Annotated in this window: 14 protein-coding genes; 11 read left to right on the top strand and 3 right to left on the bottom strand. The window is 39.3% G+C overall.

Annotated elements, in window-relative coordinates; all coding sequences use genetic code 11:
- Positions 1-166 precede the first annotated feature (166 nt).
- From NV377_RS05450 to NV377_RS05430, 5 genes are all read left to right on the top strand, one after another.
- Positions 167-1,723 (top strand): ABC-F family ATP-binding cassette domain-containing protein, encoded by a 1,557-nt coding sequence (locus tag NV377_RS05450; protein WP_258200135.1) that lies wholly within the window; start codon positions 167-169, stop codon positions 1,721-1,723.
- Positions 1,724-1,986: 263 nt separating this feature from the next.
- Positions 1,987-2,352, top strand: coding sequence for a DUF6713 family protein (locus NV377_RS05445; RefSeq protein WP_373425793.1), 366 nt, complete (start codon positions 1,987-1,989; stop codon positions 2,350-2,352).
- A 390-nt stretch (positions 2,353-2,742) separates the two neighbouring features.
- Positions 2,743-3,327 carry a sugar O-acetyltransferase gene (locus NV377_RS05440; RefSeq protein ID WP_258200133.1) on the top strand — a complete coding sequence of 195 codons (585 nt, stop codon included), beginning with the start codon at positions 2,743-2,745 and terminating at the stop codon, positions 3,325-3,327.
- Positions 3,328-3,592: 265 nt separating this feature from the next.
- The gene (locus NV377_RS05435; RefSeq protein WP_258200132.1) at positions 3,593-4,531 is read left to right on the top strand and encodes a hypothetical protein; all 939 of its coding nucleotides are present in this window, start codon (positions 3,593-3,595) and stop codon (positions 4,529-4,531) included.
- Between the two features lie 202 nt (positions 4,532-4,733).
- Positions 4,734-5,219: a GNAT family N-acetyltransferase gene (locus NV377_RS05430; protein ID WP_258200378.1), complete on the top strand. Its 486-nt coding sequence runs from the start codon at positions 4,734-4,736 to the stop codon at positions 5,217-5,219.
- Positions 5,220-5,467: 248 nt separating this feature from the next.
- Here NV377_RS05430 and NV377_RS05425 read toward each other — a convergent pair whose 3' ends face one another.
- From NV377_RS05425 to NV377_RS05415, 3 genes are all read right to left on the bottom strand, one after another.
- Positions 5,468-6,988: an MDR family MFS transporter gene (locus NV377_RS05425; RefSeq protein ID WP_258200131.1), complete on the bottom strand. Its 1,521-nt coding sequence runs from the start codon at positions 6,986-6,988 to the stop codon at positions 5,468-5,470.
- Positions 6,989-7,136: 148 nt separating this feature from the next.
- Positions 7,137-7,571 (bottom strand): flavodoxin domain-containing protein, encoded by a 435-nt coding sequence (locus NV377_RS05420; protein WP_258200130.1) that lies wholly within the window; start codon positions 7,569-7,571, stop codon positions 7,137-7,139.
- A gap of 5 nt (positions 7,572-7,576) precedes the next feature.
- Positions 7,577-8,002: a MarR family winged helix-turn-helix transcriptional regulator gene (locus tag NV377_RS05415; RefSeq protein WP_258200377.1), complete on the bottom strand. Its 426-nt coding sequence runs from the start codon at positions 8,000-8,002 to the stop codon at positions 7,577-7,579.
- 1,498 nt (positions 8,003-9,500) lie between these two features.
- Between NV377_RS05415 and NV377_RS05410 the strand changes: the two genes are divergently transcribed.
- The 6 genes from NV377_RS05410 to NV377_RS05385 all read left to right on the top strand — a co-directional run bounded on the left by NV377_RS05410 (position 9,501) and on the right by NV377_RS05385 (position 15,492).
- On the top strand, positions 9,501-9,698 hold the full coding sequence (locus tag NV377_RS05410) for a hypothetical protein (protein ID WP_258200129.1): 198 nt from the start codon (positions 9,501-9,503) through the stop codon (positions 9,696-9,698).
- A 697-nt stretch (positions 9,699-10,395) separates the two neighbouring features.
- On the top strand, positions 10,396-11,076 hold the full coding sequence (locus NV377_RS05405; protein WP_258200128.1) for a hypothetical protein: 681 nt from the start codon (positions 10,396-10,398) through the stop codon (positions 11,074-11,076).
- Between the two features lie 263 nt (positions 11,077-11,339).
- Complete coding sequence (locus NV377_RS05400; protein WP_258200127.1) at positions 11,340-12,254, top strand: tetratricopeptide repeat protein; 915 nt, start codon at positions 11,340-11,342, stop codon at positions 12,252-12,254.
- Between the two features lie 170 nt (positions 12,255-12,424).
- Positions 12,425-13,285, top strand: a complete 861-nt coding sequence (locus NV377_RS05395; protein ID WP_258200376.1) for an NAD-dependent epimerase/dehydratase family protein — start codon at positions 12,425-12,427, stop codon at positions 13,283-13,285.
- Between the two features lie 201 nt (positions 13,286-13,486).
- Positions 13,487-14,098 carry a DUF2239 family protein gene (locus tag NV377_RS05390; RefSeq protein ID WP_258200126.1) on the top strand — a complete coding sequence of 204 codons (612 nt, stop codon included), beginning with the start codon at positions 13,487-13,489 and terminating at the stop codon, positions 14,096-14,098.
- A gap of 503 nt (positions 14,099-14,601) precedes the next feature.
- Positions 14,602-15,492: an alpha/beta fold hydrolase gene (locus NV377_RS05385; protein WP_258200125.1), complete on the top strand. Its 891-nt coding sequence runs from the start codon at positions 14,602-14,604 to the stop codon at positions 15,490-15,492.
- The last annotated feature ends 184 nt before the right edge of the window (positions 15,493-15,676 follow it).

Here is a 15,676-nt window from a genome sequence, read left to right as displayed (position 1 = left end):
TAAGAACAATGTTTGTCGGTTTGTGGATGGCATATTGCATATACTTATCGACAAAAATAGCGAAAGATTTGTAGAATTGATTATGAAAAATTTCAATTTACTGTTGAGTCTGACCACTGATTACGCTTATAATATATCGAGATACGAACAAAGGATAGGGTGCTAAATGAGTATATTAAACGTTGAACGTCTAAGTCATGGTTTTGGTGATCGTGCTATTTTCAATGATGTTTCATTCCGACTACTTAAAGGTGAACATATTGGTCTAATTGGTGCGAATGGTGAAGGTAAATCTACATTCATGAATATCATTACAGGGAAACTTCAGCCTGATGATGGTAAAGTTGAATGGTCAAGACGTATGCGCGTTGGTTATTTGGATCAACATGCTGTTCTTTCAAAAGGAACGACCATGCGTGATGTATTAAAAGGCGCATTCCAGTACTTGCTCGATATGGAGCAGGAAATGAACGATATGTATATGAAGATGGGTGATGTTACCCCTGAAGAGCTAGATAAGCTGCTTGAAGAAGTAGGTAATATCCAAGATACATTGACGAATCAAGATTTCTATCTGATCGATGCTAAAGTTGATGAAATCGCTCGTGGTCTAGGTTTAACAGATGTTGGTCTAGATAAAGACGTTGATGATCTTAGTGGTGGACAACGTACGAAAGTATTACTTGCGAAACTGTTACTTGAGAAACCAGATGTCTTACTACTGGATGAGCCTACGAACTACTTGGATGAGCAGCATATCGAGTGGTTACGTCGTTACTTGCAGGAGTATGAAAATGCATTTATTCTGATCTCGCATGATCTACCGTTCCTTAATAGTGTAATCAACTTGATCTACCATATGGAAAATCAAAAGTTGGACCGTTATGTAGGTGATCATGATCATTTCCTTGAAGTTCATGAAATGCGTAAACAACAACTTGAGTCTGCTTATAAACGTCAACAACAAGAGATTTCTGAGTTGAAAGACTTTGTTGCTCGTAATAAAGCGAGTGTTGCTACTCGAAATATGGCTATGTCTCGTCAGAAGAAACTCGATAAGATGGATGTTATCGAACTTGCGAAAGACAAACCAAAGCCGCAATTTAACTTCAAAGAAGGACGTACATCTGGTAAGTTGATCTTTGAAGCTAGACAATTGGTTATCGGTTATGGTGAGCCATTATCTCGTCCGCTTGATCTTCGTATGGAACGTGGACAGAAGATTGCTTTAGTTGGTGCTAATGGTATTGGTAAATCCACATTGCTGAAGAGCATTCTAGGTTTAATTCCAGCAGTATCAGGGGAAGTTGAACGCGGAGAGTTTCTACAAATCGGCTATTTCGAACAAGAAGCGAAAGACGCTAACAATAAAACTTGTATTGAAGAAGTGTGGAGTGAGTTTCCTTCTTATTCTCAATTTGAAGTGCGTGCTGCGCTTGCAAAATGTGGTCTAACGACTAAACATATTGAAAGTAAAATCGTAGTACTAAGTGGGGGAGAGAAAGCTAAAGTTCGTCTATGTAAAATTATTAATCATGAGACAAACTTGCTAGTACTCGATGAGCCTACGAATCACTTGGACGTTGATGCGAAAGAAGAATTAAAACGTGCACTTAAAGCTTTCAAAGGTAGCATTTTGCTTATCTCGCATGAGCCTGAATTCTATCGTGATGTTGTTACAGAAACTTGGAATTGTGAAGATTGGACTACGAAAGTATTCTAAATGTATTTTATAAAGCAGCATGCTATATGGTATGCTGCTTTTTTGTAATAATAATGATCTAGTTATAGATTGACATGTCAAAAGAAAATAAAGTGATATACGGAAAAATTAAGTTGTAGACTGCCGCCGCTTCATGAAGGTAACGGGCGGGTTTAGCGCAATTTTCCATGTTTGGAAACATAATTATTTCTTAATCGTATAAGTAACAAACCGAAGTGAGATGTGATTAACTCAGAGTATATTCAATAAATGAGGTGAGAACTTTGTCATCATTTTTACTAATGATTTTTTTAATTAATTTTTCGCTCCTACTTTTGCATGAAATGGATGCGATAAGAGCTAAAGAATGGAAAATGTTCGCAATCCTTAAAGATATGGAAGATGAACGTGCATTCAAAATATTTACAATTCTGCATTTGCCACTTTATACGGTTTTGTTGTATTCATTTGTAAGTCATCACGTTTTATCTTTCGTTATAATAGATGTGTTTTTAATTTTTCACTCAATCGCACATTTATTTTTTGAGAAGCATCAAAATAATAATTTTAAAAATTTATACTCAAGATTAATTATTTATTCAATGGGCTTATTAGGGGTGTTACATCTGCTTGGATTAATGTATTTTTAATGTTCTTTCTCATCTTCGGACTCCGACATTGACAAGTGTTAAGCTAACGGGACACGATTGTTGAATAAAACAGATGGATGAGTAGGTGCTACGATAGCCTGTTCTTTGTCTTAAACTTACGGGCAGTTTAGCGTAACAATAGATTTGGGATATGAGAGTTGTGTAATATACTGTTAGTGTGTAGAATGTGTTTAAAAACCTTCGTGAATTGAATAAATATCATTAGGCAAATCACGGAGGGTATCTAAGTATTAGAAAACTATCCAGGGAGTATTGAAGTAACCTCATCTTATATCTACTTGATACTTTTTAACCTGGGTCTGTTAGTGATTTGATTATTCGACCAACAAAACAAGAAGTATGAATAAATTAGGTAGGTGATTTTTAAAAATGGACATGAAAGATTTTATAGACTTTTGTAAGAAAGGCAACCCAATTTCGGGGGAGGATAAAGAATTACATGGTTTATTAATTCAATGTAGTTACCAAGCTCAAAAGATCACAATGGAATTGAATACTTCCTATCATTCAAGAGAAGAAATAGTGGAGATTTTTAGTGAACTAACAGGCAATAAAGTTGATTCGTCTTTTGTGTGTTTCCCGCCGTTTTATACAGACTATGGGAAAAATATTAGTATAGGAAAGAATGTATTTTTCAACACAGGCTGTTCCTTCCAAGATAGAGGTGGAATTAGTATAGGAGACGGTACAATGGTTGGTATGAATGTCACGATTGCTACACTTAATCATGGGTTACCTTTGGAGACGAGAAATACAACATATCCCTCTCCAGTTATAATTGGGGAAAACGTATGGATCGGGTCAAACGCAACCATACTGCCGGGCGTGAAGATTGGGGATAACTCTGTTGTTGCGGCAGGAGCAGTTGTCACGAAAGATGTTCCAGAGAATACTATCGTAGCAGGAGTACCAGCAAAAGAACTAAAGAAAATTAATAATAATTTGGAAAACTGAACATGTGATTAGCTGTTTAATAAAATCATGATTGAACTAACGGCGAACAGTAAGTTCAATTAAGGACTATATACAACGATAAAGGAGCTGCGGTCGCTGCTCCTTTTACATATTTATAAAATAAGATATTTGGTACATATGTACTGCAGGGCGTTGAGATAACTTGCAGTTTAGTGTGATAAATAAACGTCCAAGGCTTGTAGCTGTTTTTTAATATGAGAATGAGTCAATTGATGTGATAACTCTAAAAAAAGGAGTGAATAAATTGAAACCTACACTTACAGCAGACATTGAAAGAATACTAAATAGACTTGAGAAATCTGATTTGATAACTCTTATGACAGAACAAATTTCGGGCAGCGATCTAAATACGCTTCTTTTGAAGGTATTTAATGAGAAGGTTAGAAAGTCTAATCCAAATGATCTACTTAAGAGATACAGAGAAAATCGGTTTGTTCATCCAGCAAAGATAGAACCGCTTCAGCTAAAACAATTGGAAATGGATATTCTGAAAGTGGCTGTAAATCAGGGAGTATCCCCACTCGAGTTGTCACCTGTTGCCCCTTTGGGCTGTACTTCAGTAGTAGGTACAGTCGATCAAAATAAGGTCATTTCGGCACTCCGGGGGACGGAAGTTGTTTCAGATGCGACGAATCTTATCGCGTTACATATAGCGGATCTGATTAAATACCATAAATCCTCTAGAGAGGATTACATGCGATTTTGTACTACCCATAGACATGTACGAGCACAGTATTTTGGTGATTCTCCAGGAATGCTCGCTCATTTTCATTTATTCTGTATGGTGACCTCTGGAGTAGACCAAGGATCATACGATTTCGAGAAAAAATCATTGTGGGAACATATAGAAATTTATCGAACGATTTTTAAATCACTCTTCAATTCCAAAATAGAGGTAATTTTTAGTGAGCGAGGTGGATATAAAGACAGCTTAGGTTTAGTGTCAAGAATTACTGAATATGGAAAAAGTTTAGAATTAAATGATGTGGTCATTAGTACAGGTTCTCCTCAAAAGGAAAATCAGTATTATAAGGGTATACAATTCACTATTAAGACAGTTATTGAGGATAAGGAGTATTACATTGGTGATGGAGGCTTAGTAGATTGGACACAAAAAATGCTCGGAACTAAAAAGGAACGATTATTAATAAGTGCAATTGGATTGGATCGACTTTTGGTTTGATTGAACTAACGGGGAACGATAGTTCGAACAAGGAAATGTTATTGTGAATAAGAAAAAGAAATGGATAGAGTTCAGATTTTCTCTTGCCACAATACCTGTAATGGGTATGAGTGGCTCTTTTTGTTTGAATAGGTTGAATTATTTGGCGAAAAGTATTAGAGTTAGTAAATTGAAAATGTTAGATAATGAGGGAAATGAAACAATGCAAATTCGTGAAATTGAAGAAAAGGACAATCAAATAATAGAGAAAATTATAAAACGCTCATTAGAATCATTTAATCTAAATATTCCGGGAACAGCATATTTTGATCCTCAACTGAGTAGTTTGGCACAATATTACAAGGAACAATCAAATTCAAAATATTGGGTTGCAGTGAATGTACAAAATGAAGTGGTAGGTGGTGTGGGGATTGCACCATTTGGGCAGGGAATGGGAATTTGCGAATTGCAAAAACTATACATTACACCCGAAGCTCAAGGTATGGGCCTGTCGAAAGATCTTATGAAAGTTGCGCTCGACTTCGCCAAGGAACACTATACACACTGTTATTTAGAAACTTTGAAGAAACTCCAAGCAGCAAATCTCCTTTACATCAAATTAGGTTTCCAACAACTTGAAAGACCACTAGATGGTTCAGAGCATAATGCTACGGACGCTTGGTTAATAAAAGATTTATCGCAAGACTAGTGCAATTTAGCTTGTGAACCGTCTAGTGGTATATCGGAGAGTTGGACTGAATGTCGATGCTACTATGCTTGGTCTGCTAATGAGTGTTAAAAATAAGCACTCACACGAAACCGCTATTCCTTAATAGGACGCATTGTCTTTTTTGACATGATAAACAGAAAGCCTTCAATGAGGCATCTAATCTCTCATTGAAGGCTTTCGCAAGTAGAGTTACGAAATAACTTCGCATTTCGTACAGACCTACCTACTTAATGTGAAGCCGAATATTCTTCTAGTTCACTTGCTGGATCAAATTTCTCTTTGCTCATGGCAAATGCTGCTAGCAGTGCGATGACAGATGGGATAATCGCCCAAGCAAAGGTTTGTACGATAGACGAGGAGAGTGCCTCTGTAATCTTGTCAAGAACCTGTTCAGGAATTTGGCTCCGAGTTTCCGGAGTCAAGATTTTACGCGGATCACTTAGATCGACACCCTCCATCGATTGACCGCCTCCGAATACTGCAGTCAATTTATTCGTAAACATATGACTTTGAATAATACCGAATACTGTAATACCGAGCGTCATTCCCAGTGAACGCATGAAGTTAAGCGTCGAACTTGCAGAGCCGCGCTGCCTTGCACTAAAGCCATGTATCGCCGCATTGCTCAATACTGAGAACGACGCACCGATACCAAGACCGACCATAACCATGAAGATCGTGACAATAAATCGCGAAGAATCGGTCGTTAACGTGGTGAGCAGAGCAATACCAATAACTAGCAGAGCTAATGTTGGAATCATGATGGAGCGATATTTAAACTTAGCAAGGAATGAACCGCCGCCTGCAGCAGTTACGACAGACCCGAGCATCATTGGAAGCAGAACAAGTCCCGAATTCGTTGCCGAGCCACCAAGAACGCCTTGAATGAAGATTGGAATGTAGATAGAGGCCGTAATAAATGCAGCGCCGGCAAAAAGAGCCATTGCGTTACTTGTTGTATAGAGACGACTCTTGAACATACTGAAGGTGATGATTGGTTCCTGTGCACGACGTTCGATGAAAATAAAACCAAAAATAAGCACCGCAAAAGCAGTGAATAAACCAAGAATCATACTAGAGTCCCAAGCGTACTGCTTACCGCCAAGTTCAAGCGCAAACATTAGGCAGACGATAGAAGCTACAAGCGTAATTGCGCCAAGGTAATCGATTTTTTGTTTGGAGCGCTGGACAGACTCCTTGTAAAAGAAAGCGATCATAACGAATGCAATCAAGCCTAGCGGTAGGTTGATATAGAAAATCCATGACCAATGTATTTGATCTGTAATATAAGCCCCAAGGAGAGGGCCGAATATACTGGATATGCCGAATACGGTACCGAACAAACCGCCCATTTTTCCGCGTTTATCCGGTGCTACCACATCAAACATGATCGTGAATGCGATAGGCATCAGGGCTCCGCCGCCAATACCTTGAATAGCGCGATAAATACTCAGTTCTATGATCGTGTCTGCTGTACCACATAAAGCAGAGCCGATCATGAATACGACAATACCGAAAATAAAGAAACGCTTACGGCCATACATATCCGATAATTTACCGAAAATCGGCATGCCGGCCATCTCAGCCACTAAATAAGCAGATGTCACCCACATTAATTTGTCAAAACCGCCTAAATCTCCAACGATTGTACCAATAGCTGTCGCTACGATGGTGTTATCCATCGATGCCATAAGAATGGCCAACAGCAGACCCGCCAGTATAACTCCTATGTTATTTCCTTTTACCATTTTCTTTTGTTCCCTCCATTTTTTATATGACCAACCTATTGCCTTGCCTAGACAGTTAAACTCTTCTTCATGCCTAGTAAAAGTAATAAATTGAAATGCCCCATCGAAATACTTGCTTGCAAAATTTTGTCTTAGCCCTGCATAAAGATTACTTCTTGAAATTTTCGGAAAAAGCTTTTATTTTATCCAAGAAAATTCCTTTCAGTTGATCTGTCCCTTCTTTTGGTGCAGCATAAGCCTTATAACCGCCAAAAGATTCAATGCAGACAGCAGCTTCTTTAAGATCAGCGGGGATATTCCGCTCTATTATTTCTGCCGTCTCCTTTGGCTTCTCATTGCAAATAAAGTATCCCATTCTTTTCTTCAGTAATTCATTATGATTTTTTTTGATAAAGTCGCGAATGGGTTTGTATATTTTTTTGTCTCGAACTCCCGCACCCAAAATAATCTGATCAAAATCCTCGATATTGGGCTTCTCCATTTCAATATTACAAAGTGTACAATTCGAAATCTCTTTTGCTAAAACTTGTATACATTGCTCTGTTGCTCCTGTTTTCGTAGCATATAGAATTAGTACTGCCATTTGACTCATCCCTTATCATTTAGAATATGAATTTGTTCTTCTAGAACAATGTTTGCTTTGCGTAAAAACTGATTTATGAGCTCGAGCTCTTCATTTGAATAGGATAAAGCCAGTTTGACCATTGCCGTGTGGAGCGAAAGGTACATATTGCTGACTTCTTCTTTATTCTCGTACATTGGAACTATAATCACTTTACGACGGTCATTGGGGTCATATTGCCTGCGAACAAATCCGCTTTTCTCTAGTCGGTCGATCAATGCGGTAACACTGCCCGTTGTAAGTCCAGTTAGTCTAGACAGCTCGCCGGCGGTGACTGGCCCTTTTTCATGCAGAATGTCAACGGACAAAAAATCATTATTGTAGAGTCCTAAAGAAGCAGCGACACTTTGCTGGTAAAGTACCGTTCTGCTTCCCAATCCGCGCATACTCATCGTAAGGTTTTCTTGCTGCTTCGTGGGTTGTTTGGTTCGATGAATTGACAACAATAGTCCTCCTTGGAAGTTATTTTATCTTGATAACCAAGATACTTAATGATCAAGATACTATATTGCGCCTTCGATGTCAATTATTTCTCCGTTAGAGTGTTAAGGTGAACCGTATTATAAGTAGTGGTAAAGTGGAGAGTGGAGCTTGAGGTTCATCTGAAAGATTGGAACAGTTCACTTCGAACCACGATATAACCTTTATTGATAGGGTTTTACTCGAATCTAATGGATTTAGGCTGATTAGTGAAAATCAAATATGGGTAACTAGACGTAAATACAATGATGTTGAATCATTACATCAAGACCTTCAAGAAAGAACAGGTCGTTCAATTTTGCACGAGTTAACAGATAATGAACTAGAATTGTATATTTAAACCGATGAGTAACTGTCTTACTGATATTGCCAAGTTGAAAAAAGGGAAGTAGATAAAAATCATAGAGTAAAAACGAAGTGGAAAATAATGATAACAGTTTTTATTACCCTGATCATATTTGTAGTCTATATTTGGTTTTCAAATATGACGGTTCTTACGAATATGCAACAATTGTTGAGAAAACACCTAACTCAATTTCCTTAGAAAATGAAATTGGTAGGATAACCAGCATATCAAGATCCTTGAATATTAGTGGTGTAATTGCGGTTGTAGAGAAGTATTGGGTTAGATATGGGAATAAGATATGGAAATCACCGAGGTTGATATTAATTGAACATTGAAGTAACGGGTAGTTTAACACACTCTAAATTTGAAGCGGTTCGTGGTTCTAGTACAAATAATCGACTATAGGTACACTACCTAAATAAGGGTTGTGCTATATCATGAGCCGTTTTCTGATAATTTATTTTTTACTAAGTAACTTGTTTACAAAAGAAATACTTGCATCAAGAAACGCTTAATCAAAGAGAACTTAAATTGCCGATTAAATTACCACCTATGAAATTTTACACATAATTTGGGTAGATGTGTAAACGACAAGGAGAATTATAACGACGAATTTCAAATAGATTACCTCCATGAATCTCAGGAGGGAAAACCACTATAAGATTGATGTAAGACCTATTGAGCAGAAGTTAGACCTTGGGAAACCAAAGAGAGATAGGAAAAAATATAAAACCCGAATGGCTGTTGGAGAATTCAATATTTTAGTGTTTGAAGAAAGCGGATGGCAGTACCGTCTCGCAGTAGATAGTCGGATAGGGACTGATGTTACCGCGGATGTACTTTTTGGAATAGAGGAATCTATAAAGTAGGTTGTATGTTAAATAATAGTTAAGTCTTACCACAGGTTGATGATAAGGTAATTAAGCTAACGGGAAACGCTAGGTCAATTAAATTAAGGCTGCCGCACGGAAGTCTTTTCGCAAATAACGGATAAAGTAATCCGAACTTACAATGTAACCAACTTATGGTAGTATATATGAGAAAAAGAATAAGAGGTGATTGTCATGAAGTTTGAATATACTGTCTTGAGAAAGCAGGATGATATATACGGTGTCAGATACATTTTGGATGAAAAGGAGCACCTTCCAAAATACAATGATATCTCCCTCATAAGAGTTTTAAATATTCTTGGAGATCAAGGATGGGAACTGGTAGTCAAAGAAAGCCAAAATACATATATTCTTAAGCGTCAGTTGAAATAAAAAATGCTTAGATCTTCAGCTTTTACATATCTATTTGTTTCTCAACTATCGAAAAACGCTAGTTCAAAAGGCAAGCAGATTAAAACCTCTCATTAGAAGCAAATTAGATTTAATAGCTTCTAATGAGAGGTTTTATTATGAACTTAATTGAGTTATAGAGTTTGTACGAGTCTGACAAACGTATTCCTAAGTTTTTGATGGAGAATCTCAACTGGGAAAACTGCTCTGCAATAGTTAATGGAAAGAGGGCAAAGCAGAGAGTAGTTAGCTTTAGGACGGAGTACAAAGTGTGGCTAAGAGGTATCTGTGCAGCCGTGCTGACACCTGTAAAGCCTTATTCGTAAATCGCTACAAACCTGACTTAACGAATTGCTATTCCTACGATCATGTGTGTTTTGAATCGGCTCGCAGCTCGGGGAGAGCTCGAAGCAAATGTATATATCATCGATTTAGACATACCTATGCGTGCCAACTACTTGATAACGGTGCATTACTGGATTTCATTCATGGTATGCTGGGCGGCTTAATGGAATATTTTATGCATTTATGGTTCGTGAACTCCATGCTAAAGTATATCTTTAAATGTGTACAAAGTAGGATTGTAATAACTGACATGTTTCAATCAGATTTGCGACTTTATTACGGAGCTATTAGAAAAATAGTGCTAATAATAGATTTTTTAGAAAGGAAGAACACTTTGCGCAAGCCCATAAAGATCTACGTACTAATATTTATTATTTTCACATTAATAAACGTTGCGTTGTTCAGATATTTGGATAACCAATCATCAGTAAAATACAACGACCTTTATTCACTGTATCAGCAGAAGAACGACTCGGCATTTGTTTATTTAGCAGAGCACGCTTTTGAAACGATTCCGCTTGCTGACACTTTAATGGCAATCAGTGAGTCGAAGGAAAATGAAGATCCTGCTAAGATTCGACAATTGATCGATAAGGCGAAGATACAAGCGGAAGAAATTGATGATCAACTATCAACATTCATTGAATTTAGTGATGCCTACATTAATAATGCTGTTCCTAAGCATTTTGTTAATAATACGGCAATGACAACAGATGAGCAGCTGGACATGTTTATTCTTGCTCGTGAGGCGAGAATATGGTGGTCGTTATACGATATAAGCTATTCGTATTGGAAGTCTAATCCTAAAACGATAGACACCAAGACTAGAGACACCTTGCGCTTGCTGGCGACGGAGCTCTATGAGTTAAATAAAACGATTACGTCGTTTAAGGATATCGACGCAACTCACATGTTTTATCTAGCGGAGAATTATAAAGCGTTGATGCTAGGGAATTTGAAACCACACCTTGAAAGATTGAAAAAGATTCAAGATGATTTTTCAGGACATAAATAAGTCGAATGTGTGGAATGAGCTCACCAGGAATCTATCGGAAGTAGACCTTAAATCATTCTACTAACGGGGAACGATTGTTGAATAATACAATAGATCAGTAGGTGCTTCGGTACCCTGCTTTTTTTGTTAAGCTAAAGTGCAGATTAGCTTAATGAAACAACGGGCACAATCAGGTTGACGAAAAAGGTTTTGAAATCAGTGATATAATTTTTTTTAAGTATACTTCATATTCAACATTTGAGTGAATTGACGGGAGGAAAGAGTTGAATATTAACCAGAAAGCCATCGAATATTTCGAACGTAATGAATATGATGCAGCAGTGTCTCTTTTCAAAGAAGCTTTGAATGAATCGAGAAATGTTCAGTCTTTAACGAACCTTGCTTGGATTTATTATCATGAAGAAAGTGACGCAGAATCGGCTATGGAATTAGTTAAAGAAGCTATTATTCTAAATCCAGTTTCGCATTTTCCTTACAACCTTTTAGGTGAAATAAATGTTGCGTTGGAAAGATGGGAAGATGCCTCGAATGTATTGATGTACTCCATCGCAATCGAGCCTTCTAAAGAAGCATATAATAATTTAGCCATAGCTAAATATCATCTTGGGGAATTGGATGAAGCTTCAGCTTTATTTCTAAAAAGTGCCGAGCCTTCTGATTACGCAATGTATAGTCATATAAAATGTTTAATTGAAATCGGTCAATCGACTGAAGCAAAATGTAAATTGGATGCGTTTTCGGAAAATGATGATGAATTCGTCGGAGAAGTTCATGTTGCTGAACTGTACTTTGAGTTGCAATGTTTTTCCGAGGCAGTCCGTTGGTTTGAAAAATCATGGGACATATATTACAAGACTCCAGATTGGGTTTGTAGGTATATTTATTCATTAATCAAAACAAATTCATTGGATCGTGCCGTTGAAATAGCGAACGAATGTATTCAACTAAAAATAAACAATATTCAAGAAGAACATGTAGTTCAATGTAATGAGGATTGGACAGAGAGCGAAAAAGTCACATACATTAAGCAATTAGAATATGACAAACAGGAATATGAAAATATTATAATTATGATTTCTAGAGGCTTTATTCCTCCGTTGAAATTTTCAACATCTTTGAGTTCAAGTTGTTATTTATTTGGATGTTCAAGACATAACCATGCTGAATATAATGGTTGAATCTTTTTAACGATGGAAATGGCAGTTAAAATCAGACAGTGGTGCTTCAACTAACGGGCAGGATTGCGTGATAATAACATAGTCAAAGTAGAATGAGCAGGTATATTATTTTTATTTTGATACAGTGTATAATCTTACCTATTCATGCAAATTTATTGGGGGAAAGGTTTATGAGAATTTTTGTCGCTGGAGCTACTGGAGCTGTCGGAAGTTTCTTGCTTCCAAAATTGATTCGTGCAGGTCATGAAGTAATTGGAATCACACAAAGCGAGAGTAAGAAATCGATCATTGAGAATACGGGAGCAAAAGCATTAATCGCTGATGTCTTTGATCGCGAGGCAATACGATCAGCATTAGCTGAATCTCAACCCGAGGTTATCATTCATCAATTGACTTCTTTGAGTAGTCGTAATTTTTCAGACAACACAAGGATACGTATTGAAGGAACACAAAATTTAGTAGATGCCGCCCTTTTGGCTGGTGTTAAACGCATCATCGCACAAAGCATTTCTTGGGCATATGAACCGGGAGAGAGACCGGCAACCGAAGATGTATCCTTACATGTAGTAGCCGAAGAACCCCGGAAATCGACAATTGATGGCATATTAGCATTGGAAAGTGCTGTGACTCAAATACCACAATATGTAATTTTACGCTATGGAATGTTATATGGTCCGAATACTTGGTACGAGCATAATGGATTTATGGCAGAACAAATTCATCAAATGCAGGTCCCTGCAACCGAAGGTGTCACTTCTTTTCTTCATGTGGAGGATGCCGCTGAGGTAGCACTTTTGGCCTTACAATGGCCCTCTGGAGCAGTGAACATCGTGGACGACGATCCGGCAAGAGGAATTGACTGGCTCCCGGTTTATGCACAAGCCGTAGGAGCACCTATCCCTGAAACTCTTTCGAACAGCAATGCTTGGGAGCGAGGGGCATCGAACAGGAAGGCCCGTCAGGAATACGGCTGGAAACCGCTATACCCGACTTGGCGGACAGGCTTTACCGATAGTCTGAACCAGCTATAAGTATTGCGAATAAACGCATCATTATGAACTACCTACCGATGCAGCTTGTTGAACTAACGGGGAACGATAGTTGAATAATACAGATTCATGAGCAGGTGCTTCAATAGCCTGCTCTTTTTATTAAGCTAAAGGGCAGTTTTGCGACAAAATATATTTTACCCGGGTAAAATACATCTATGCATTCAGAGGAGGATATATAGAATGAGAGATGATCAAACGAGCTTTTACTGCACGGCATTTTTGGGTGTGGGAGTCGTCGCCAGTGGTTCGTTACAGCACGTTATTTCTACAGTGAAGGATGCTCTGGATGAGAGAGACCTTACACAGATTCTTATATTTGACGATACTACGGGGAAGCAAATAGATGTCGATTTTCGTGGGAAGACAGATGACTTGCTCACACAATTAGGAGAACAGTTTGGTGACTTGCCCGGTACGGAAATGAATCATCAGCCTACACGGCGGGTCGGTCGACCCAAGCTGGGGGTTGTATCCGGTGAGGTTACATTATTGCCACGAGATTGGGAGTGGCTCAAGAGTCAACCTGGAGGGGCGTCGGTAACATTACGAAAACTCGTTGGTGATGCTCGCCGTGTTGGAGGAAAACAGAGCAATATACGAGAGTCACAAGAAGCAACATATCACTTTATGACAGCTATGGCGGGGAACTTCCATCAATACGAAGAAGCTTTGCGGGCACTGTATGCTGGTGATTTGGATCGTTTTTACCACTACATCGATGACTGGGCGCCTGATATAGGAAACCATATCAAAAGATTAGCCTCTAATGCATTCCCTGAAGGGAACTTATGAAAGAAAGTATGGAATAAAAAAAGGATCTACGAAAGGTGCCACACTATGACAGAGTTTGAATCTTTTCGTTACATCGACCCATCGTAACGCGCTGGCATAAGGTTCATACAGCGAGGCATTGAGGGCAGCATCGTCATGTTGAACCTCATGCGTTTTTGTGATGTTGCCGATTACACAACCAATCCTTAACTAACACCGGAGGTCCCAATCAGCGGTGCCGAAGCTTTCAACCGCTATATTGAGCACACCCTCCCATTTCTCCGTGAAAGCGGAGGTGAAGTGATGTTTCTTGGCAATGCGGAGAGTTTCTTATCGGACCCGAAGAGGAAAGATAGGATCTTGTCATGATGATCCGCTAGAGCAGTGCGCAGTCGTTTCTTGCTTTTTCAAGTCATCAAGACTACCTGGCAGGTATCGGGCATCGGACTGCAGCGATCGAAGATTCACGCCTACTGCCTATGACAGAACTTCCGATATCAAAATAAAAGGAGGAGAACATAACCATGAACATCTTGAAAGTCAACGGCGTTGATTTGGCCTATGACAGTTTCGGTAATGAAAATGACGAGGCTATTATCCTAATCGCCGGGCTTGGAACCCAGATGATCCGATGGACGGTTTCGTTTTGTAAGATATTGGCAGATCGGGGTTTTCGCGTGATCCGCTTTGACAATCGCGACGTAGGTTGCTCGACGCACTTTAGCTATTATCCGACGCTGGATTTTAACGCACTGGCGACTGCTCTCATGTCGGGACAGCGACCGGACATCCCTTACACTCTCGATGACATGTCCAACGACGCTATCGGACTGCTCGACGCCCTATCAATTGACCGGGCACATTTCGTTGGCAGGTCGATGGGTGGAATGATTGCCCAGATTGCTGCCAGTGAGTACCCTAAACGGGTTTTATCACTCACCTCCATTATGTCCAGTTCCGGTAATCCCACACTTCCGCAAACTTACCCGGATGTCATGGCGATGATGACTAAACCGGCGCCGAACCCATTTGAGGATGAAGCAGGATTTTTGGCGAACAGCATCTCTTTTGCCAAACGCATCGCCGGCACCGGCTATCCGTTTGAAGAGGAGGCTTATCGGGCGCTCATTCTGGAGGAAGTCCAGCGAGCCTACGATCCAGGCAGTGTCGGACGACAAATTGCTGCGATGGCTGTCTCCGGTGACCGTCGTCCGCGGCTGGTGACCATAAAAGTACCAGCACTTGTCATTCATGGGGTGGATGATCCCTTGTTCGTCCCGGCGTGTGGTGAGGACACGGCTTCTGCCATTCCGGGCGCCGAGCTAATGTTTGTTGACGGCATGGGACACGACTTACCGCACCAACTGTACAATGTAATCGCTGATGGCATAGAGCGAACGGCTCGTAGCAATTGACAAGTGCTTCCTGAATAGCGTAGCAGGAGTCCTGCGATGCCCAATAGGGCTGAGTAGGCTTAGGGGCGCAGTGCTGATGAATTAAACTATACCAGCTAATAGCTTGTCAAGATTACCAGTAAAGTAAAGCACAATCATATGTTATATTTAAAAGTAAGTAAGCCAAATAACCCTCCAATTGTAT

It is taken from the genome of Paenibacillus endoradicis (genome assembly GCF_024721975.1).
The sequence above is the reverse complement of the archived record's forward strand: the minus strand, read 5'-3'. Positions and strand labels throughout refer to the sequence as shown.

Excerpts from the sequence above, each read along its gene's own strand:
- NV377_RS05450 (WP_258200135.1), top strand. The coding sequence starts at position 167 with ATGAGTATATTAAACGTTGAACGTCTAAGTCATGGTTTTGGTGATCGT.
- NV377_RS05440 (WP_258200133.1), top strand. The coding sequence starts at position 2,743 with ATGGACATGAAAGATTTTATAGACTTTTGTAAGAAAGGCAACCCAATT.
- NV377_RS05430 (WP_258200378.1), top strand. The coding sequence starts at position 4,734 with ATGCAAATTCGTGAAATTGAAGAAAAGGACAATCAAATAATAGAGAAA.
- NV377_RS05425 (WP_258200131.1), bottom strand. The coding sequence starts at position 6,988 with ATGGTAAAAGGAAATAACATAGGAGTTATACTGGCGGGTCTGCTGTTG.
- NV377_RS05420 (WP_258200130.1), bottom strand. The coding sequence starts at position 7,571 with ATGGCAGTACTAATTCTATATGCTACGAAAACAGGAGCAACAGAGCAA.
- NV377_RS05415 (WP_258200377.1), bottom strand. The coding sequence starts at position 8,002 with ATGAGTATGCGCGGATTGGGAAGCAGAACGGTACTTTACCAGCAAAGT.
- NV377_RS05410 (WP_258200129.1), top strand. The coding sequence starts at position 9,501 with ATGAAGTTTGAATATACTGTCTTGAGAAAGCAGGATGATATATACGGT.
- NV377_RS05395 (WP_258200376.1), top strand. The coding sequence starts at position 12,425 with ATGAGAATTTTTGTCGCTGGAGCTACTGGAGCTGTCGGAAGTTTCTTG.
- NV377_RS05390 (WP_258200126.1), top strand. The coding sequence starts at position 13,487 with ATGAGAGATGATCAAACGAGCTTTTACTGCACGGCATTTTTGGGTGTG.
- NV377_RS05385 (WP_258200125.1), top strand. The coding sequence starts at position 14,602 with ATGAACATCTTGAAAGTCAACGGCGTTGATTTGGCCTATGACAGTTTC.